Genomic DNA, 20,131 nt, shown 5'->3' on the forward strand with positions numbered 1-20,131 from the left:
CGACGCGCTCCGCGTCGGCATGGGTCCCGGCTCGATCTGCACGACTCGCGTCGTATCCGGCGTCGGCGTGCCGCAAATCACCGCCATCATGGATACAGTCGCCGTCGCGGAGCCGCGCAAAATCCCGGTCATCGCCGATGGCGGCGTGCGCTTTTCCGGCGACATCACCAAGGCGCTCGCCGCCGGCGCGACCAGCGTGATGATCGGTTCGCTGTTCGCCGGTACCGAGGAGAGCCCGGGCGAGACGATTCTCTATCAGGGCCGTACATACAAATTGTATCGCGGGATGGGCTCGATCGGCGCGATGAACGAGCGCACCGGCGATCGCTACGGCCAACTCAATGAGGGCAAGCATGTGCCCGAGGGGATCGAGGGCCGCGTGCCGCATCGCGGCTCGCTCGCATCGAACATCGAGCAGTTGGTCGGCGGCCTCCAATCCGGCATGGGCTACCTCGGCGCCGCGAATCTGCTCGAACTCCGCCGTCGCGCGCGCTTTGTCAAGGTCAGCGACGCCGGGATGCGCGAGAGCCACGTCCACGACGTCTTCATCACCAAGGAAGCGCCCAACTATCGGCAATAATTCGCGGCAATAGTTCGCGGTAGTTGCGCCGCGAGTTCGCGATCGCTCGAACCTGCGCACGCGCCGTGTCAGAATCTTCGCCATCGCGCATCTCATATTGATGCGTTCACGATGGCCCGAAATAAACGAATCAGAGTTGGCGTGCTCTTCGGAGGACGCTCGAGTGAGCACGAGATTTCGCTGCGCTCCGCACTCACCGTGATGTCCGCGATGGATCCGAAGCGCTACGAGATCGTGCCGATCGGAATTGGCCGCGACGGCCGCTGGTATCTCGAGCACGACGCGCTCAAAGTCCTCGCCGAAAAGACGCCGCATCTCGCCGCACTCACCGTCGGCGGCACGCAAGTGAATCTGCTGCCGCATCCCGATTCCGATCGCTCGCTGGTCGCAGTCTCCGCGAATCAAAATCACGATCGCGCGCCGATTCCCTCCGACGCGATTCGCACGCCGCTCGATGTAGTCTTTCCGGTCCTGCACGGCGCCTACGGCGAAGATGGCACCGTGCAGGGATTGCTCGAACTCGCTGGGATTCCCTACGTCGGCGCGGGCGTGCTCGGCTCCGCGCTCGGGATGGACAAGGACGCCCAGAAGCGGCTGCTCCGCGACGCCGGCGTGCCAGTGGTCCTCTATTTTTCGATCGATCGCGCCGATTATCGCGAGCATCCGGCGCTCGCCGCCCGCTACGCGCGCAAGTTGGGTTTCCCCGTTTTCGTCAAGCCCAACGCGCTCGGCTCCTCGATCGGCATCAGCAAAGTAAAGCGCGCCGCCGAACTCAAAGCTGCGCTCGACGACGCCTTCCTGTACGATCTCAAGGCGCTGATCGAAGCGTCGTGCGAAGGCCGCGAACTCGAATGCGCCGTGCTCGGCAACGATCGTCCCGAGGCCTCGATCCCGGGCGAGGTGATCGTCAAGGGCGGGCACGATTTCTACTCCTACGAATCGAAGTACGTCGATCCTGGCGGCTCCGAGACTCGCATTCCCGCCGACTTGCCGCGCGCGACGATCACCAAGGTGCGCGCGATCGCGATCGCTGCCTTCAAGGCGCTCTCGCTCCGCGGGATGGCCCGCGTCGATTTCCTCGCGACGCGCGACTTGAAGCAACTCTACGTTAACGAGGTCAACACGATTCCCGGCTTCACCGCCATCAGCATGTATCCGAAGCTGTGGGAGGCGTCGGGCATCCCGCTGCCGAAATTAATCGACCGCTTGATTGAACTCGCACTCGAAGAGCATCGCGCGCGCGCCTCGCTGAAAATCACCTACAGCCCGCGCCATTGACTGCGATGGTCCGCCTGCTGATCGCAACTACCAATCCCGCGAAACTCGCCGAGTATCGGCTGCTACTGCGCGAATTGCCGCTCGAGCCCGTCTCGCTCCGCGATCTTCGAATCACCGACGCTCCCGAGGAGTCCGGCGCGACCTTCGCGGAGAACGCGCTGGTCAAGGCGCGCTTCTATTTCGAGCGCGCGGGTATCGCCACCCTGGCCGACGACGGCGGCCTCGAAATCGACGCGCTGGGCGGAGAGCCCGGCGTCAGATCGCATCGATGGCTCCCCCACGGCGACAACAGCGATCGCGCGCTGGTGGATGAAGTCATCCGGCGGATGCGAGGCGTCGAGACCGCACAACGCACCGCGCGCATCCGCGCTGTCCTCGCATTGATCTTTTCCGACGGCGGCGAAATTCGCGAACGCATCGCCGAGGCTGCGATTGAAGGCGTCATTGCCGAGCGCGCCTATCCCGAAATCCGCCCGGGCTTCCCCTACCGCGCCGTCCTCGTCCTCCCCGAACGCAACCGCTACCTGGGCGAACTTGGCGACCGCGAAGAAGCGCAACTCAGCCAGCGCCGCATCGCTCTCAAGCAGCTATGGCCCGAGCTTGAGCGGCTGGCTAGACTCGCGTCCTGACGCCTATTATCGAGCAGACGAGCGAACTACTATCATCGCGCAGAAGTGAAAAACACGCGCAAGGGCAAAATCGTCGTACTCCATCTCGCGGCGCGCTATCCGTTCGCCGGAGTCATCTGGCAACTGCTTCATCATCTGATCGGATTCCGCCAGCTCGGCCTCGACGTTTACTATATCGAGGATCACGGCGCCTACGTTTACGATCCGAACCTCGGAGCGCCCAACGCCGATCCCACCACGGTCCTGAAATCGCTTGCCGCCGTGCTCGATCGCTACGGCTTCGGCGATCGCTGGTCGTTTTTCGATTCGGTGCGCAACGACTACCTCGGGATGCCGCGCGAGCGATGCGTCGAACTTCTGCGCGACGCCGACGCCGTGATCAATCTGTGCGGCGCGACCGAGCCGCGCGACGAGCATCGCAAAAGCCGCTGCCTCGTGATGCTCGAGACCGATCCCGGCGTGCTGCAGTTGGAACTCGGGCGCAAGATGCCGTCTGCCGTCAGTTTCGCGCGCGCGCATCAGCTTTTTTTCACCTACGGCTACAACATCGGCGCGCCCGATTGCCTTCTTCCAACCGGCGGTATCGATTGGCGCCCTACCCGGCCGCCCGTGGCGCTCGACGAATGGCGTCCCGGCGTCGGCCCCGCCGAGCCGCCGCGCTTCACCACCGTCGGAACCTGGCAGAATCGCGGCAACGATTTCGAGATCGCCGGCGAGACTTACTACTGGTCCAAGGATGTGAATTTCCGCAAGATGCTCGAGGTCGCGAATCGCGCGTCGCAGCCGATCGAACTCGCGAGCGATCTCACCTCGGGCCCCGACTACGATCGCGCACTTCGCGGCGGCTTCACCTTCACGCCCGTCGTGCCGATGTCGCTCGATATCGACGGCTACCGCAACTACATCAGCGCCTCGCGCGGCGAGTTCACCGTCGCCAAGGATATTTACGTGCGCCCGCGCACCGGATGGTTCAGCGATCGCACCGTATGCTATCTCGCCGCCGGCCGCCCCGTCGTCACCCAGCGCACCGGCTTTGAGAAAACGATCCCGACCGGCATTGGGCTGCTGGGCTTCGATACCGCCGACGAAGCCGTCGACGCGATCCGCATCATCAACTCGGATTATCCGCGCCACGCACGCGCCGCGCGCGAAATCGCCGCCGAGTATTTCGATGCCGCGAAGCTGCTCGATGAAATCCGTCAGGCGGCCGGCATCTAATCGATGACCACGCAGCTACAAACGATGCTCGGCTTGTCGTGGATGCCTCATCAGCTCCGCGTTATCTGCGAGGCCGTGCTTATCGTCTTTGCCCTGCTCGGCGCGATCGCGCTCCGCCGCGGCCGCCGCGCCGTCACGCCGACCACTTTCATGCTGCTCGCCGGCAGCATCTGGATCGACGCGCTCTCACATTTCTTCGACACCGCGATCGCTCAGAAGGTCGCCACCGCCGCCTACGTGCTGTTCCTGTTCGCGATCATTCGGCTCGTGGTCGAAGGCGTCGAAGCCGCGATGCGCCGCGGCAAGGCCCACTTCTCCACCATCCTCAAAGACCTGCTGATGTTCGGCGGATGGGTCGTCGTCGCGCTGGCGGTGCTCTATACCGACTTCGGCGTCGAGCCGTTTACCATCCTCGGCACCACCACCGTGCTCGCCGCGGTGCTCGGCTTCGCGCTGCAGGAAACTCTCGGCAATATCTTCAGCGGCCTCACGCTCCAGATGAGCCATCCGTTCGAACCGGGCGATTGGGTTCGCAGCGGCGCGAATATCGGGCGGCTCCGCGGCACCAACTGGCGCTCGACCATCATCATGACCCGCGCCAACGAGCGCCTCGAAATTCCGAACTCGATGATCGCCAAGGATGTGCTCCACAACTACTCGACCGGCGCCGTGGCCGACGAAGTCGCGGTGGGAATCAGCTACAGCGTGCCGCCCAATCGCGTCCGCGACGTCGTGATGGCGCTGCTGCGCGACGTCCCGCAAGTGTTGCACACCCCGCTGCCCGAAGTGCTCGCGTGGGAGTATGGCGACTCCGCGATCAAGTACCGAATCAAGTATTGGATCTCCGACTACGGCACCCAGGAACTCGTTCGCGATCGCGTCGTTTCAAATCTCTGGTACGCGCTGCGCCGCCATTCGATCGAAATTCCCTTCCCGATTCGCACCATCAAGATGCAGCCTGGCGACGGCGTCGAGCAGCGCGACCAGATGCTCGAGCGCGAACTGATAAGCGAATTGCGCCAGGTCGAGTTCCTGAAAGGTTTGCCCGATGAAGAGTTGCGCGTCCTCTTGCCGACCATCGCGGTCCGCCAATTCGGCGCCGGCGAAATGCTCGTCCGGCAAGGCGATCAAGGCGAGACCTTATACATCATTCGGAGCGGCGTGGTTGACGTAATCGCTCACACGCCCGACGGTAACTCCCGTCTCCTCGCGCAGTTGACCGCCACCAATTACTTCGGCGAGGGCACCTTGATGACCGGCGAGCCGCGCACCGCCGACATCCGCGCCGCCTCCGACGTCGAAGTGATCGAGATGGATCGCGAAGGCTTGCGCCGCCTCTTCAAGGAGCATCCCGAGGCCGCCACCCAAATCAGCGAGATCGTCGCCGCGCGCATGGAAGACCGTCTCAAAAAGCTCGCCGAAGGCAGCCACGACGGCGGCCGCGGCGGCGCCCATCGATGGCTCGTCGCCAAGATGCGCGAACTCTTCGACCTCTGACACGCATCGACGCGACTCAACGGCTCGCCTCTCCGCCGGAAGCGTTACCATACTCGGATCTCAGGTTGGAAAAGTCGTGGAGCTGAGCGCGCTCCGCGACGGCCTCGGCAGCGCGCTTGACGGCGTCGGTCGCGTCCTTCTGTCGAGCGGCGAGCCGGGAATCGGGGAAACTCGATTGTCTGAGGGATTTGCGGCGGAAGCTATCAGCCGGATCGGCTCGCTATAGACGCTATTCTGAGGTTTTGACTATATTTCGGCATCTTCTAAACCCATAATGCGACTAAGATGCGCATTGACCACTAGAAGCTCGTAGCGTGGACGAGTCACTCATCGAACAAGGCCATGTAGGGTCTAATAGTTTCGTCGGGCGGGAGCGCGAGCTGGCGGAGCTCGTGTCGGCTTGCGAGTCGGGCGCCGATAGCGACACGCATCTGTTCCTGATCCATGGCGAACCCGGAATCGGAAAGACGCGGCTGGCCGACGAGCTCGCGTCGCGAGCAAAGGCGCGGGGCATGCAGATTCTATGGGGCCGATGCTGGGAGGGTGGTGGCGCGCCTGCGTACTGGCCGTGGATTCAGGTAATCCGCAGCTTCCTCGGCGGGCTTGACCCCGAACGGCGTAAACTCGTTTTGGAGTCAGAAATCGCCTCCGACATCATCCACCAGGTGGCCCAGATCGTTCCCGACCTCCGCCACGCTAAGTCGAGCCCTCGTCCTTTAGTTACTGAAAACCTCGATCCAAACGAGGCGCGCTTTCGCCTGTTCGACGCAGTTACCAACTTCCTGAAAATGGGTGCGCGCTCGCGTCCGATGCTTATCGTGCTCGACGATTTGCATGACGCCGACGAGGCGTCGCTGGCGTTGCTGCGTTTTATGGCGCGTGAGCTCAAAGGCGCGGCGATAATGCTCGTGGCGACGTATCGCGACGCGGAGGTGCGGCGCTCGCAAAGCTTGAGCAAACTAATCGGAGAGCTGAGCCGCGAAGCGCGTCCGATTCCGATGAGTGGCCTGAGCCAGACCGAGGTGAAGAGGTTTGTCCAGTTCGGGGCTGGACAAACGCCGGACGATGCGTTGGTCACCAAACTTTGCGCTGCCACCAATGGAAACCCGCTGTTTCTCGATGGAATCGTTCGGATCCTGATCGCAGAGGGTGCGATCGACTCCGCCGGCGTGCCGGGTCGTCCGTTCAAGATTCCGATCGGTGTGCGGGAGGCGATTCGTCGTCGCCTGGCTGATCTATCGCCGGAGGCGAATTGGATTCTGTCGGCGGCGGCCTCGATCGGAAATGAGTTCGAACTCAATCTTTGCCAGAACGTAGCCGATGTTTCCGCCGGTGAGGCGCATCGCCTGTTGGATGAAGCATCACGCGCCGGCATCGTGACGGCGCTCAGTCAAGGTCGTTACCGATTCAGTCACGCGCTGATTCGCTCAGCGGTGTACGACGATCTTGATACCGACAGCCGGGGCCGAATACACGGGAAGATTGCGGAGGCGATCGAAGAGATCCACGCGAAAGATTTGCGTCCTCACGTCGCCGAGCTGGCATATCACTTCCGCCTAGGAGGCGTATCGGAGAAGGCGATCAAATACAGCCGTCGCGCTGCCGGTGCGGCCTTTGCCGTTTTCTCGTATACGGTCTGCGCCGGGCATCTTCGCGAGGCCCTAGCTTTGAGCGAAGGTCAAAACGACGCGCGCAGAGCTGCTATTCTCTTGAGCCTTGGGAAGGTCACCGCTTTTTACCTTGATCCGGCTGAAGGTATCGCATGCCTCGAAGCAGCTCTCAGTCTTTACAGTGAATTGAAAATGGAGGAGAAGCTGGCCGAAACGAATGCGTTTATCGGCCAAGCTCTAACTGCTCAGGCTGATTTCGCCCCCGGAATGGACGTGCCACGGGCCTTGGAGCATTTTCGTCAGGCACAGGCTTGGAAGGGAGAATGGTCGGATCCTGAAATCGATGGGATGCTTCATCATGGCTTGGCAATATGTCTCTTTCAAGCGAATCGAATCGAGGAAGCCGTAGCGGTTTCTAAGCAGGCGCGGCAAATATGGGAGCAATCTTTCAATCCGTCTTGGGTTACGGCCGCATCATCAAACGCTCGGCTTCTCATTATAAAAGGGAGGCTTAATGAGGCCGGCGTCGTTCTCGACGAAGTCACGGCGGCCGTGCAAGGAACTGTCGATCCAGAGAGTTTTTGGTCTGCCATGTGGCACGCCGGTTGGTGTCGACTTGTGCTGCACGATCCAATCGAAGCGAAACGATTCTTTACGATAGGCATGGAGAGAAAGGGCCTTTCCCCGCAACAACGCGAGTTCAACTTTGAGTTTCTCGCAATTACCGAACTCCTGGCCGGAGAACTCTCTCGAGCGAAGAAGATATCTGGTGAGCATAGAGTTATGCCGAGCTTTCGGAGCGAGATAGCGCTCCGGGAAGGACATTGGGAAGCCGCTATAGAAATGCACCGGACAATGTTGGAATGGGCACGGAAAACCGGCCACCGCTGGGACGAGGCGGACAGTCTCTCGGCCTTGTTTCGTATCCAATTCGTCTCCGGAGATTTCCAAGGAGCTGCCGAGTTTCTCCGACAAACGCTGCGTGCCTACCAGCCCAGCGATCTTTACTGGGAGATTTGTAATCGTCCGCAAGCAGCTTTGATTGCAATTGAGGCGGGTCAGCCTGAGGAGGCACTTCAGCATCTCGACGTATGCCGGGCGATTGCCGAACAAGGCGAAGACTGGCTAGGTCTGGGCGGTCCCGTCGCGCGCGCTGAAGGAGCGTTCGCCGCGGCAAAAGGCCGTGACTTCGCGATTCACTTCGAAAAAGCGATAAAGAACGCCAACCGATACACCCTATCATGGGATGAGGCTGACACCCTGTACCACTGGGGCGCAGCATTGAATACGGCTGGCGAATACTCTGACGCGAACGAAAAATTTGACGCCGCCATCGAGATATACCAGCGCCATGGCGGGGGGCAGCGGTGGATCGATCGCGTTGAAGCGAAAAGACACTCGTTCGCCTCTGATTCGAAAGCGCGCGAGCTCGCCGCCTCAGCTAGATTGGCGACCTTCCGAAGGGAAGGAGAGTTCTGGACGATCAACTATGATGGCAGCACCTTCCGGCTGAAAGACGCGAAAGGCCTACGTTACATCGCCTACCTGCTCGCGCGACCGGGCCAGCGCATCCACGTCCATGACCTGATCGAAGCGGTTGAAGGCAGCGCAGCCAACCGACGGACGACGATTCACGCCGAGTCCGAAGGTTTGAAAATCGTTCGCGATATCGGCGGTCCGGGCCCATCGATCGATACTCGAGCGCGGTCCGAATACCGCACCAGACTGCGTGACCTGGATGCCGAACTGGAAGAATCAGACCAAATGAACGACCTCGGACGCTCCGAACGCCTGCGCAACGAGGTCGAGGTGGTCGGCCGGGAACTCGCAGCATCATTGGGACTTGGCGGACGTGCTCGCACAGCGTCGGGTAGCGTGGAACGTGCTCGCGGGCTGGTCGGCAAGAATATCCGCTCGGTTTTGCAGAAAATCCGCCGCGAGCATCCCGCGTTGGGGCGTTATTTTGCGGCCGCGATCGTCACCGGTAACTTCTGCGCCTATCAGCCCGATCCCGACCGCCCGATTTCCTGGCAATTCTAATCTGTTTTGATGACCGCTAGTTAGCGAATTTGCCGCATCGCGGCATTTGTTCCTTCCGATTTCCCATTGTTCCTTCTTTTTTCCCACCCTATTCAGCAGAAGGACCAGTGCGCCCGATGCGCACCAATCGACCTCGAGGGGAGAAACAAAGATGCGAACATCAGAGCCGCGCTTCCTACGCACCGTATTTGCGCCCGCAGCGATCCTGTCGTTCAGCGAACGATCGAGGCACTCACCGAAGATTCTATTGAGAGTGATCGCGATTCTATTCGCGCTAATCGCGCTGCCAAGAATCGCATTTGCGAACACGTTGACTGTCAACACGCTCAGCGACGCGAGCACCTCCGCTGACGGCTCCTGCAGCCTCCGTGAAGCTATCAACAACGCGAATAATGCTTCAGAAATGACCAACGGGGACTGTCTTAGCGGTACCGGCGACGACACCATCAACTTCAACTTCAGCGTCACCGGCACGATCACCCTGGTCGGCAGCGCGCTGCCGACTATCCTGCACACAGTCACGATTGACGGCGCTGCACAAAACATCACCGTCAGCGGCAACGATTCTTACCAGGTGCTAGTGGTCAATTCCGGTGCTGCGCTCAACCTGGAGACCCTGACAGTCGCCCACGGTTTTTCAGCATCGAATGGCGGCGGAATCTCCAACAGCGGCACGCTCTCGGTGAGCAACAGCACCCTCTCCAACAATTCGATCTCACCGAACTTGTCTGGTGGCGGCATATTCAGCACCGGCACCCTGACCGTCACCAACAGCACTTTCTCCGGCAATACCGCCACCAACTCGGTTGGCGGAGGCATCGCTAATACCGGCACACTAACCGTCACGAACAGCACCTTTTCGGGCAATTCGGCGTTCTGGGGCGGCGGCATCTACAATGGTTTGTTTTCTCTCGGCGTGCACAACGGTGCTACGGCAACGATCTCTAACAGCACCTTGGTAAACAATGATGCGGCTGGCGGCGGCGCCGTCTTCGATAGCGGTGCCTTGGTGACTCTCACCAGTAGCACTCTGTTAGGCAACCGCGGCATCTACAACTTCTTCGGTACGTTCAATCTAAGCAAATCCATTCTGGCCAACAGCTCTAACGGAAACTGTCAGAGCGACGGATCGGCAATCGCTGACGACGGTTACAGCATTTCGGATGATAACTCGTGCAATTTTGGCAGCCCCACAGGTGCCAACGGGCAGACGCTGGGAGACCATGTCCCGCCGGTGCTCGATCCGAGCGGATTGCAGAACAACGGCGGGCCGACCCAGACGATCGCACTTCAGGCGGGTAGTCCTGCCATCGACGCTATACCCCTTGCGAATTGCCCCGCCACCGATCAGCGCGGCCTGCCTAGACCGGCGCCGGGTCACAATGCATGCGATGTTGGCGCATACGAGTACGGCTCCACGTTGGCTGACGCAACCCCGCCGGCAATTTCGATTGTGGCGCCGACAGCCACTACCTATGTGCTGAACCAATCAGTCGCAGCGTCGTACACCTGCACCGATCCCGATGACGCAGTTTCGCTTTGCGCCGGTCCCGTCGCGGACGGCGCGACGATCGATACCGTGTCGGTGGGTGCCAAGACGTTCACCGTGAATGCTACGGACAGCCACAGCAATTCGGTGTCGCAGAGCGTCAACTACAACGTCGCGTACAACATATGTACGGATTACGACACCTCTCATTCAAAGAAAATTGGTTCAACCGTACCAATCAAGCTCGAAATTTGCGATGTGACAGGATCGAACAAGTCTGCGTCTTCGATCGTGCTGCATGCGACTGGCGTCATCATGGTCTCCAATAGCGCATCGCAAACGCTTGCCGATTCAGGCAATGCGAATCCCGACTATGATTTTAGATTCATCACCGGGCCCGAATACATTTTTAATTTGAGCACTAGCGGCTATCCTGCTGGGACGTTCGCTCTACAATTCACTGTCAGCGGCGATCCTACTTCGCACTCGGCGCTCTTCCAATTGAAGTAAAATGAAGCAGGTGGCGGCTCCGCCCGGAGCCGCCACCTATGACCGAACCTAAGAGTAAACTCCACCTGCGAGAGGTTTCGGCGTCCTGGGGCTTAGCGTTCCGGCGGGGCGAACACCGTCAGAGCGAACAACTTCTCGGCACCGGTCCGCAGCGTGTGAGGCGCGCCGGCTGGAATCGTAACGAAGTCGCCCGCTTTGATCTCACATTCCTTGCCCGAGACGCGGCAGGTGGCCTTTCCTTCGATTACATAGATTAGCTGGTCGCCGCGATGAGAGTTCTCATGGTCACTGCCGAAGTTTGCAGGAAGCGTAAATACCATCGACTCGCTCTGTGCGGTCTTGCCCAGCCGCCCCTGGGACATCTTCGCGCCGTCGCCGCGCAGTGCAAAGACGTTCGGAACGGCATCATGTCCGTCCCCGGCCCCTACGAGTTCATCCATTTGCCGCGCAAAGAGTTCTTGTGAAATCACCCCGTTGCGATACGCCCTGAACAGTTGCTGCACCTCAAAGTCTTTGGTCGCCATGATGGCCTCCGCATTCTGACGCTGATGGCTGGGCTGCTTCGTCAAACCCGTTCCTATTCCCACCCTTTAGCAAAACGGCGCGGATATCACATAGCCAACGACGCTCAACTGGGGCGGCGCGGAACCAGGATGCGGCGGCGCAGGATCATGATCTGTTCGCCGCGCTGATTCAGGCCCCGCGTCTCGACGTAGATCACGCCGCGATCGCTCTTCGATTTCGACGCCGTCGTCTCGAGCACCGTGGTCTCCGCGTATAGCGTGTCGCCCGCAAACGTCGGCCCGGTATGCCGCACGCGCTCGTACTCGAGGTTCGCGATCGCGCTCTCGCTCACGTCCTTCACGCTCATCCCGACCACCGTCGCCAGCAACAGCAACCCGTTGACGAGCCTCTGTCCATGCTGAGTCGTCGCCGCATACGCCGCGTCGAAGTGCACCGGATTGGTGTTCATCGTCATCAGCGTGAACCACGTATTGTCGAACTCGGTGATAGTGCGGCCCGGCCAATGCTTGAAAATCTGGCCCGCCGAGAAATCTTCAAAATAGCGATTCATAAATCGACGCGCGCGTCGGCGTATCAGCGGATTATCCGAAGCGCGCGCCGTTTGCAATTGCACCCGCGCGCTTTATGTCGCGCCTCCATGTGGTAAATGTTTTGGCTCCGATGAAACCCCAACTGACCAAGCTCTTGATCGCGAATCGCGGCGAAATCGCCTGCAGGATAATCCGCAGCGCCCGCATCTTCGGCCTCAAGACGGTCGCCGTATATTCAGCCGCCGACGCGAACAGCACCCACGTCGCCGCCGCTGACGAATCGATGCTGATCGGTCCCGCCGAAGCGTCGAAGAGCTATCTCGATATCGCCGCGATTTTGAATGCGGCGCGCCAGACCGGCGCCGACGCGATTCATCCTGGCTACGGATTCCTGTCCGAGCGTCCGGAGTTCGCGCGCGCCGCGGCCGAGGCCGGAATCATCTTCGTGGGACCGCATCCGGACGTGATGGCGGCGCTCGGCGACAAGGTTGCCGCGCGGCGAATCGCGATCGAGGCGGGCGTGCCCGTGGTGCCGGGAATCGAGACCGCCGAGCTTTCCGCGGCGCGCGATTTCGCCGACCGCGTCAGTTATCCGATTCTGGTGAAGGCCGCGGCCGGCGGCGGCGGACGCGGGATGCGCATCGTGCACGAGGCCGCACAGCTTGAAGCCAGCCTCGAAGCAGCCGCGCGTGAGGCGCTCGCCGCGTTCGGCGACGGGCGGCTCTTCGTCGAGAAATATCTCGCGCATCCGCGCCACGTCGAAATTCAAATCCTCGGCGACGAGCACGGCAACGTGGTCGCGCTCGGCGAGCGCGAATGCTCGATCCAGCGCCGCTATCAGAAGATTATCGAGGAGTCGCCGTCGCCGGGAATCTCGGAGCAGACGCGCGCCGCGATGATCGACGCCGCGCTCCGCCTCGCGCGCGCCTCGCGTTACAGCAACGCCGGCACCATCGAGTTCCTGGTCGAGGGCGCGAATTTTTATTTCCTCGAAGTCAACGCGCGCCTGCAGGTCGAGCATCCGATCACCGAGGAACGCTTCGGTATCGATCTGGTTTGCGAGCAATTGCGGATTGCGTCGGGCGGCAACGTCGCCGCGCCGCCTGCGCCGCGCGGCGCCGCGATCGAATGCCGCCTCAATGCCGAAGATCCCGAGCATGATTTTCGTCCCGCGACCGGCACCGTGCTTCATCTGCGAGTTCCCGCCGGACCGGGCGTGCGCTTCGATTCTCATCTCGCGCCCGGCGCTGTGATTTCGCCGTACTACGACGGCCTGCTCGGCAAGCTCGTATGCTTTGGCGCCGACCGCGAAGAGGCGCGCCGACGGATGCTTGCGGCGCTGAACGACTTCGAATTGCTCGGCGTCGCGAACAACGCGAGCTTTCTCCGCGACATCGTCGCGAGCGAGCCGTTTCGCAGCGCCGATCTCTCGACTCATTTTGTCGATGAGCATTTTAGTAGTTGGCATCCGTGCGAAGCGGACGTGATTGCCGGTCTGCTCGCCGCCGCGATCACGGCCGAGCGCGATCACGCCGGCGCCGCACCGAATGCCAATGGCGATCGCGCCGCCGCGACTAATCGCTCGCCATGGGCGGAGTTGCGCGGCTTCGAACTCTGGAGGTCGCGAGCGTGAAGCTGAAGCGCGACGGCGATCCTCATAGTCACGACGTCGAGCTGATTTCGCGCGATGGCTCCACGCTGCGCGCGCGCATCGGCGATCGCGAAGTTGCCGCCGAGTTCCTTGCCGATGCAAACGCTGGCGTCTTGAGGGGCACGCTCACGATCGACGGCCGCCGCTACGCGATTTCCGGCGCGCGCCGCAAAGAATCGATCATCGTCGGCGTCGGTCCCGCGTCGTTCGAGTTCAAGCCCGCCGAAAGCGGTGCGCGGCGTCACGCGCGCGGACTCGCCGCGCCGGAAATCACGGCTCCGATGCCTGGCAAAGTTCTGAAGCTGATGGTCGAAGAGGGCGACGCGGTCGAAGCCGGACAACCGCTGGTCGTGATCGAGGCGATGAAAATGGAAACCACGCTTAGCGCCGAGAGCGCCGCGATCGTCAAGCGGGTGCGCGTCGCGATTGGCGAGATGGTCGATCACGGCGCGGTCCTGATCGAACTCAGTCCGCCCGCGGCCGATGCCGCCGCACAGGCCTGACCGCAGCTTCGCGAATTGTCGGCGATTCCTAAAAGGTGAGGCGCTTGAAGCGCCGCTCGGGAATCAATTGCACCGCACCCATGATCGCGCGCCAGTACCACGGCACGTACACGACCTCGCCGCCGCCGCGAAACGCCGTGTAGATCGAGTTGGCCGCCCGAATCGGCGGCACGGTGAGCATCGTTCCATCGCGGCCCCACGTCATCCGCGTGTCCACGGTGCCGAGTTTGACCGTCATCACGTGCACGCCCGCCTTCGCGAGACGTCCGCGAAGCCCCTGGGTAAACAGCGCGAGCGCGCCTTTCGCCGATCCGTACACGTAGTTGCGCGCGCGCCCGCGATCGCCCGCGACCGAGCCGATCACGATCATGAATCCACTGTGCTGTTGCTCCAGATGGCGCGCCGCGATCGTCATCAGCGATACCGCGCCGGTGAAATTCTCATGCACCGTCGCGAGCGCCGCCGCCGGATCGGTTTGCGCCGAGGCTTCATCGCCCAGCGTGCCGAAGCACACGATCACGCCGTCGAGGCCGCCGAGCCTGCTGGCGGCGTCGCGGATGAAGTCCTCGTGATGCGCGAAGTCCGCCGCGTCGAAGGAGCCCGAGAGCGCTGGAACGCCGGCGCGGACGCTGACATCGCGCGCGACTCGCTCGACTTCGCCGGTGTCGCGAGCGGCAAGGAAAAGCTGCGCTCCTTCTGCCGCGAACCGCAGCGCGAGAGCGCGCGCGATCGGGCTGGTTGCGCCGAGAATCAGAACTTTCGACATTGCGAATCAGTCCGCCGATTCAGGCGGGATCCATCGCGAGGCGGCGCGACAGGCTCGATGAAAAACGGTTGTCGGGATCGGCCAGCGCCTTCGCCTGTTGCCATCGCGGAAAATTCGGATACATCGCGCGGAACGTTTCAGGCCGCATCCGCGCGTCCTTGGCCAGATAGACGCGGCCGCCGCGCTTCAGCACCATCGCGTCGAGCGTGTCGAGAAATTCGAGCAGTGTGTCGTTCACCGGGAAATCGAGCGCGAGCGTGTACCCGGGCATCGGGAAGGAAAGCATCCCCTCCTGCGCGCCGAATTTTTTTAAGACGGCGAGAAACGACGCGCGGCGGCTTCTGCTGATCGCCTCGAGCAACTCGATCAACCCTGCGCGGCTCTCCGCGAGCGGCCACACGCATTGGTACTGCACGAAGCCGCGCTTGCCGTAAATCCGGTTCCAGCTCCGAATCGAGTCGAGCGGATAGAAAAAACTTTGCCAATCGAAAATCGTCCGCGCGCGCGTATCGCGATGAAACATATAATAGACGGCGTTGAACGCCTTCACCGTCAGCGCATTCAGCGTCCAGCCCGGCAGATCGAACGGCACGCTCGGGATGATAGGCGGCGTCACGCTGAACGGGTCCTGCGCGAGATTGTCGGGCAGCGTATCGAGCGTCGCAAAGTTGCCGACGTTCAGCACCGAGCGGCCGAGCGAATTTTTACCGATTGCGCAATCGATCCACGCGACCGAATAGCCGTACTCCGAATCGGTGCGCTCGAAGGCCTCGATCGCCGCGTCGATATTGCGCGCGCGAATCAGTTCGCCGTTGAAGTACGCGCTCTCGACCGGCCGCAAGCGAAGCTCGACTTCGACGATCACGCCGGTCAGTCCCATCCCACCGACGGTCGCCCAGAACAGATCGGAATGTTCCTCGCGCGAGCATCTAAGGATTTCGCCGGTCGCGAGCATTAGATCGAAATTGGTCACGTGCGACGCGAGCGACGAATCGCGATGATGATTCTTGCCGTGCACGTCGGCCGCAATCGATCCGCCGAGCGTGACGAAACGCGTGCCCGGCGTTACCGGCGGAAAATATCCGCGCGGCAGGAACACGTCGATAATCTCTGCGATCGTGACGCCCGCCTCGCATCGGAGCAGCGCGCTTTCAGGCTCGAACGACAGCATCCGATTGAGCCGCTGGATGTCCGCGACGCGATTCTGATCGTTCTGCGCGGCATCGCCGTACGCGCGCCCGGCGCCGCGCGCGATCAGCGACAATCCATTGCCCGTGACCAGCGTCTGCAGTTCGGCGATTTTCTCGGGTCGATAGATATCGCTCTCGGACAAGGGAAAACGGCCCCATCCGCTGAGCATCGCGTGACGCGGCTTGAGTGCGGCGGCGGTAGCGATTCGCGAGGTGACTGCGGCCATCGGCTCGACAACTGCGCGCGAAGCACGCGCAACAATTGAAGCTAACAGGAAGCGCGGGCGCGCGGAACGGCGCCATCTGGCAGCGCTCGCTTGGCTCGCGCGTATCTGCGGCGCGGGTTTTGTGGAAATCACTTGCGTGGTCTATAGGAAGAGAGATCGCTGGAGGTTCGAAAACGCATGTCCTGGGAAAAAGAAGTCGAAGAAATCCGCCGCCGCGAGGAAATCGCGAAAGGGATGGGCGGCCCCGACAACATCAAGCGCCAGCATGACGGCGGCAAGCTCACGGTCCGCGAGCGCATCGCGAAGCTGCTCGATCCCGGGACGTTTCACGAATACGGGGCGCTGGCGGGCGCGCCAAAATACGAAGGACAGACGCTTGTGTCGTTCTTGCCGGCTAACTTCGTCGGCGGCACCGGCCGGATAAACGGGCGGCGCGTGGTGGTCGGCGGCGACGATTTCACGGTTCGCGGTGGCGCTGCCGATGCGTCGATCGGCAACAAGCAGGGCTATGCGGAGTTGATCGCGCACGAATTGCATTTGCCGATAATTCGGCTGGTCGATGGGACTGGCGGCGGCGGCAGCGTGCGCACGTTCGAGACCACGCGGCGAACCTACGTGCCCGCCAATCCCGCGTTCGACGTGCTGGTGAAGCTGACGGCGGAAGTGCCAGTCGTCGCAGGATGCATGGGATCGGTGGCGGGGCTCGGCGCGGCGCGCGTTGCGGCGTCGCATTTTTCCGTGATGGTGCGCGGCTCGAGCCAGCTATTCGTTGCGGGTCCGCCGGTGGTGAAGTGGGGCGTCGGCGAAGATCTGACCAAAGAGGAATTGGGCGGTTCCGAAATCCACGCGCACAACAGCGGCGCGGTCGATAACGAAGCCGAGACCGAGGAGGACGCGTTTCAGCAGATTCGAAAATTCTTGTCGTATCTGCCGCAGAGCGTTTGGCAAGTGCCGCCGCGCGCGACGCCGGACGACGACCCAGGCCGGCGCGAAGAGGAGCTAATCAGCATTGTCCCGCGCAATCGACGCCACGGTTACGACGGGCGGCGAATTGTCGAGCTGGTGATGGATCGCGATTCGTTCTTCGAGATGACGCCGTATTTCGGGCCGTCGCTGATCACGGGCTTCGCGCGTCTCGACGGCTATCCGATTGGCGTGATGGCGAACGATCCATACAACATCGGCGGATCGCTCGACGGTCCGGCCTCGGACAAGATGGTCAAGTTTATCGATCTTTGCGACACGTTTCATCTGCCGGTGGTGAATTTCGTGGACCAGCCGGGCTTCCTGATCGGGCGCGAGGCCGAGATGTCGGGCACCATCAAGCGCGGCGTGCGCGCGCTGTACGCGCTCTTCCAGACGACCACGCCGTGGGTCGCAATCATGGTGCGCAAGGCATTCGGCATCGCAGGCGCGGGGCATGGAATCACGACCGGGTTGAATCTCCGCTACGCATGGCCGTCGGCGGACTGGGGATCGCTGCCAATTGAGGGCGGTATCGAGGCGGCCTACAAGCGCGATCTCGCGGCGTCGTCCGATCCGGAAAAACTGCGGCGCGAGCTCGAAGAGAAATTCAATGCGGTGCGCTCGCCGATTCGCACGGCGGAGGCATTCGGCATCGAGGAGATGATCGATCCGCGCGACACCCGGCCGCTGCTGGTCGAATGGGTGCATCAGGCATACGAGATCGTGCCGACGCAACTGGGGATTCGATCGCGCACGATGCGCCCGTAGAAAGACCAGGCATTCACCACCAAGGCACGAAGGCGCCAGGAGGAAAAAGAAAGATCGCGATGGATATCAAAAGCCCTGCGGTGGGGAAAGTTCTAAGATTGACCGTCGAAGCGGGTTGCCAAGTCGCGCGGGGCGACGAAGTGATGGTGATCGAGTCGATGAAGGTCGAGATACCGATCAAGTCGCCGGGAGCGGGGCGCATCAAGGACTTCAGGTTCAAGATTGGCGATCAGATTCAGCGCCACTCCGTGCTCGCCGTGCTCGAATCGTAGCGAACTTGTGGCACAGGCTTCAGCCTGTGGTCGATCGAAGTTGCCGATTCATTCGGGCATCGTGTCGCGGCGATTGCCCCATTTTTCCCAGAACGTGACCTGCCGCGCCGGCTTGCGATCCGGCCGGGCCCAGCGGCCCTTCGGATAGCCCATCGGAATCAGGATCAGGTTCACGTACTCCGGCGGCACGCCGAGCCGCGCATCGATCTCATCGCCATACATCGAATGCAAACCCGTGATCGAAGTGCCAAGACCGTAGCCGCGCGCGGCGAGGCACAAGTTCTGAATCGCCGGATAAATCGCGCCGACCATCGGTTGCCCCGCGCGCGCGCGATCGGTGTATCGCTTCACGCAGCAGAAAATCATCACCGGCGCATCGGCGATATGCTCGGCCAGGTATTTCGCCGAGCGCAGGTTTCGTCCGCGCTGGCTTTGCGGATCGTTGGCGACGACCTCGCGCTCGACTGGCGTGAAAATCTGCTCCCACGCTTGGCGATAGCGAACTGCGACAAACTCCCTGGTCTCGCGCTCGGTCACGACGACAAAAAACCACGGCTGGCGATTGTGCCCGCTCGGACCCATCGTCGCGGCCTCGATCACTTTTACGATCGTCGCCGGCGGCACCGGATCGGGCTTCAGCCGGCGCATCGAGCGGGTGGTGTAAATCGCCTCGTAAAGATCGAATTCGTGATGTCCGAACATGACCCGAATCTATCAGGTTTCGCGGCCGATGCGGAATTTGCGCGCTGCTGCTTTTTCTACTTCCAACGCGCTTCAGCGATGCGCTAAGAAGGTACGATCGCGTCATCGATTGTTGCCGGAGGAAATCGTGGCCGAAGTAATTCTGCATCAATACGTGAACTCGCCCTTCTCCGAAAAAATCCGCAAGATCTTCGCGCTCAAGAAGATCAGTTGGCGCTCCGTCGAGCAGCCGACAATCATGCCGAAACCGAAGCTGATTCCGCTGACCGGCGGCTATCGGCGCATCCCGGTGATGCAAATCGGCGCCGACGTTTGGTGCGACTCGGGTATCATCTTGAAGAAGATCGAGGAAATGTTTCCCGCGCCGACGATCTATCCCGACGGCCTGGAGGCCGCGGCCGACATCATGAATCAATGGGCGGATCGGCGGATGTTCTGGTCCACCACCCCGGTGATTTTCGAGAAGCTCGCCGCCGTCGTGCCGAAGGAGTTCATCGAGGATCGCTCGAAGATGATGCGCGGCGCGAATTTCGCCGAGATCACCCTGATGGCGCCCGACGCGCGAACTCAGTTGCGCGCCTTTCTCGATATCCTCGATCGGCAACTGGCGCGCAGTACCTTCCTGCTCGGCAATTCGTTCAGCCTCGCCGACGCGGCGTGCTTTCATCCGGTGTGGTTCCTCCGCGCTGAGCCGACGGCATTCTCGCACGCGCAGAAGTTCAAGCATCTGATGCGATGGTTCGAGCGAATCGATGCGATGGGCTACGGCGACGTGAAGCCGATGGAACCCGACGACGCACTCAAGATCGCCCGCGAATCGTCGCCGGCGACCGCAGTCGATGTCCAGCCGTCAGATCCTGACACGCTCGCGGCGGGCGCGATGGTATCGGTGACGGCGGACGATTATGCCTTCGATCCGGTGGCTGGACGACTGGTAGTTAGCACGATTCACGAAGTGGCAATCGAGCGCGAAGATCGCGAGCTGGGGAAAATCGTCAATCACTTTCCCAAGATTGGATTTCGGCTCGCGTCAGTGTGACGACCGAGCCATAGTGTGGACTATTCTGGGTGTCAGCGTTGCTAATCAGGATGATTAGGCCAGCGGCTGCCGCGAAATGCAGATAGATGCCGAAAGTTGAATGGAAAATATCCAATTAGCTACTCAATTAAATATTCGAAA

The 20,131-nt window shown here is 61.5% G+C and carries 17 protein-coding genes; 12 read left to right on the forward strand and 5 right to left on the reverse strand.

The features are described from left to right. The 7 genes from Q7S58_RS07985 to Q7S58_RS08015 all read left to right on the forward strand — a co-directional run. A partial coding sequence (locus Q7S58_RS07985; protein WP_304823162.1) for an IMP dehydrogenase occupies positions 1–580 on the forward strand: 580 nt, incomplete at its 5' end. Between the two features lie 111 nt (positions 581–691). Then, on the forward strand, positions 692–1,858 hold the full coding sequence (locus Q7S58_RS07990) for a D-alanine--D-alanine ligase family protein (protein WP_304823165.1): 1,167 nt from the start codon (positions 692–694) through the stop codon (positions 1,856–1,858). Between the two features lie 5 nt (positions 1,859–1,863). Beyond that, on the forward strand, positions 1,864–2,487 hold the full coding sequence (locus Q7S58_RS07995; RefSeq protein WP_304823169.1) for a non-canonical purine NTP pyrophosphatase: 624 nt from the start codon (positions 1,864–1,866) through the stop codon (positions 2,485–2,487). A 45-nt stretch (positions 2,488–2,532) separates the two neighbouring features. After that, positions 2,533–3,705, forward strand: coding sequence for a hypothetical protein (locus Q7S58_RS08000; protein ID WP_304823172.1), 1,173 nt, complete (start codon positions 2,533–2,535; stop codon positions 3,703–3,705). A 3-nt stretch (positions 3,706–3,708) separates the two neighbouring features. Beyond that, positions 3,709–5,202, forward strand: a complete 1,494-nt coding sequence (locus Q7S58_RS08005) for a mechanosensitive ion channel family protein (protein ID WP_304823175.1) — start codon at positions 3,709–3,711, stop codon at positions 5,200–5,202. Positions 5,203–5,516: 314 nt separating this feature from the next. Further along, positions 5,517–8,852, forward strand: a complete 3,336-nt coding sequence (locus Q7S58_RS08010) for an AAA family ATPase (protein WP_304823178.1) — start codon at positions 5,517–5,519, stop codon at positions 8,850–8,852. 151 nt (positions 8,853–9,003) lie between these two features. After that, complete coding sequence (locus Q7S58_RS08015) at positions 9,004–10,851, forward strand: choice-of-anchor Q domain-containing protein (RefSeq protein ID WP_304823181.1); 1,848 nt, start codon at positions 9,004–9,006, stop codon at positions 10,849–10,851. A gap of 92 nt (positions 10,852–10,943) precedes the next feature. Here the strand turns inward: Q7S58_RS08015 and Q7S58_RS08020 are convergent, their stop codons facing one another. Together Q7S58_RS08020 and Q7S58_RS08025 are read right to left on the reverse strand one after the other, a co-directional pair. Further along, positions 10,944–11,375, reverse strand: coding sequence for a cupin domain-containing protein (locus Q7S58_RS08020; RefSeq protein WP_304823184.1), 432 nt, complete (start codon positions 11,373–11,375; stop codon positions 10,944–10,946). Positions 11,376–11,479: 104 nt separating this feature from the next. Beyond that, complete coding sequence (locus Q7S58_RS08025; RefSeq protein ID WP_370655483.1) at positions 11,480–11,989, reverse strand: MaoC family dehydratase; 510 nt, start codon at positions 11,987–11,989, stop codon at positions 11,480–11,482. 47 nt (positions 11,990–12,036) lie between these two features. Between Q7S58_RS08025 and Q7S58_RS08030 the strand changes: the two genes are divergently transcribed. Together Q7S58_RS08030 and Q7S58_RS08035 are read left to right on the forward strand one after the other, a co-directional pair. Next, the gene (locus tag Q7S58_RS08030; RefSeq protein ID WP_304823190.1) at positions 12,037–13,539 is read left to right on the forward strand and encodes an acetyl/propionyl/methylcrotonyl-CoA carboxylase subunit alpha; all 1,503 of its coding nucleotides are present in this window, start codon (positions 12,037–12,039) and stop codon (positions 13,537–13,539) included. After that, positions 13,536–14,060 (forward strand): acetyl-CoA carboxylase biotin carboxyl carrier protein subunit, encoded by a 525-nt coding sequence (locus Q7S58_RS08035; protein ID WP_304823193.1) that lies wholly within the window; start codon positions 13,536–13,538, stop codon positions 14,058–14,060. Before Q7S58_RS08030 ends, Q7S58_RS08035 begins: the two co-directional genes overlap by 4 nt. Before the next feature lie 28 nt (positions 14,061–14,088). Here Q7S58_RS08035 and Q7S58_RS08040 read toward each other — a convergent pair whose 3' ends face one another. Both Q7S58_RS08040 and Q7S58_RS08045 read right to left on the reverse strand, forming a co-directional pair. Beyond that, positions 14,089–14,826, reverse strand: coding sequence for an SDR family oxidoreductase (locus Q7S58_RS08040; protein ID WP_304823196.1), 738 nt, complete (start codon positions 14,824–14,826; stop codon positions 14,089–14,091). Between the two features lie 19 nt (positions 14,827–14,845). Next, a complete protein-coding gene (locus Q7S58_RS08045; RefSeq protein WP_304823199.1) occupies positions 14,846–16,243 on the reverse strand; it encodes an FAD-binding oxidoreductase in 1,398 nt (465 codons plus the stop codon). Between the two features lie 177 nt (positions 16,244–16,420). On the opposite strand from Q7S58_RS08045, the gene Q7S58_RS08050 reads away from it, so the two are divergent. After that, positions 16,421–17,977, forward strand: coding sequence for an acyl-CoA carboxylase subunit beta (locus Q7S58_RS08050; RefSeq protein ID WP_304823203.1), 1,557 nt, complete (start codon positions 16,421–16,423; stop codon positions 17,975–17,977). Positions 17,978–18,036: 59 nt separating this feature from the next. Continuing rightward, positions 18,037–18,249 (forward strand): acetyl-CoA carboxylase biotin carboxyl carrier protein subunit, encoded by a 213-nt coding sequence (locus tag Q7S58_RS08055; protein ID WP_304823206.1) that lies wholly within the window; start codon positions 18,037–18,039, stop codon positions 18,247–18,249. Between the two features lie 48 nt (positions 18,250–18,297). Here Q7S58_RS08055 and Q7S58_RS08060 read toward each other — a convergent pair whose 3' ends face one another. Beyond that, entirely contained in the window at positions 18,298–18,951 is a 654-nt protein-coding gene (locus Q7S58_RS08060; RefSeq protein ID WP_304823209.1) for a nitroreductase family protein, read from the reverse strand. 127 nt (positions 18,952–19,078) lie between these two features. Here Q7S58_RS08060 and Q7S58_RS08065 point away from each other — a divergent pair, with 127 nt between their 5' ends. Beyond that, complete coding sequence (locus Q7S58_RS08065; protein ID WP_304823211.1) at positions 19,079–19,990, forward strand: glutathione S-transferase family protein; 912 nt, start codon at positions 19,079–19,081, stop codon at positions 19,988–19,990. The last annotated feature ends 141 nt before the right edge of the window (positions 19,991–20,131 follow it).

Source organism: Candidatus Binatus sp. (assembly GCF_030646925.1).
Lineage (GTDB): Bacteria > Desulfobacterota > Binatia > Binatales > Binataceae > Binatus.

What these genes read in the sequence shown, in the direction of transcription:
- Q7S58_RS08050 (WP_304823203.1), top strand. Translation starts at nt 16,421, where the DNA reads ATGTCCTGGGAAAAAGAAGTCGAAGAAATCCGCCGCCGCGAGGAAATC.
- Q7S58_RS08045 (WP_304823199.1), bottom strand. Translation starts at nt 16,243, where the DNA reads ATGGCCGCAGTCACCTCGCGAATCGCTACCGCCGCCGCACTCAAGCCG.
- Q7S58_RS08055 (WP_304823206.1), top strand. Translation starts at nt 18,037, where the DNA reads ATGGATATCAAAAGCCCTGCGGTGGGGAAAGTTCTAAGATTGACCGTC.
- Q7S58_RS08030 (WP_304823190.1), top strand. Translation starts at nt 12,037, where the DNA reads ATGAAACCCCAACTGACCAAGCTCTTGATCGCGAATCGCGGCGAAATC.
- Q7S58_RS08015 (WP_304823181.1), top strand. Translation starts at nt 9,004, where the DNA reads ATGCGAACATCAGAGCCGCGCTTCCTACGCACCGTATTTGCGCCCGCA.
- Q7S58_RS08005 (WP_304823175.1), top strand. Translation starts at nt 3,709, where the DNA reads ATGACCACGCAGCTACAAACGATGCTCGGCTTGTCGTGGATGCCTCAT.
- Q7S58_RS07995 (WP_304823169.1), top strand. Translation starts at nt 1,864, where the DNA reads ATGGTCCGCCTGCTGATCGCAACTACCAATCCCGCGAAACTCGCCGAG.
- Q7S58_RS07990 (WP_304823165.1), top strand. Translation starts at nt 692, where the DNA reads ATGGCCCGAAATAAACGAATCAGAGTTGGCGTGCTCTTCGGAGGACGC.
- Q7S58_RS08020 (WP_304823184.1), bottom strand. Translation starts at nt 11,375, where the DNA reads ATGGCGACCAAAGACTTTGAGGTGCAGCAACTGTTCAGGGCGTATCGC.
- Q7S58_RS08060 (WP_304823209.1), bottom strand. Translation starts at nt 18,951, where the DNA reads ATGTTCGGACATCACGAATTCGATCTTTACGAGGCGATTTACACCACC.
- Q7S58_RS08040 (WP_304823196.1), bottom strand. Translation starts at nt 14,826, where the DNA reads ATGTCGAAAGTTCTGATTCTCGGCGCAACCAGCCCGATCGCGCGCGCT.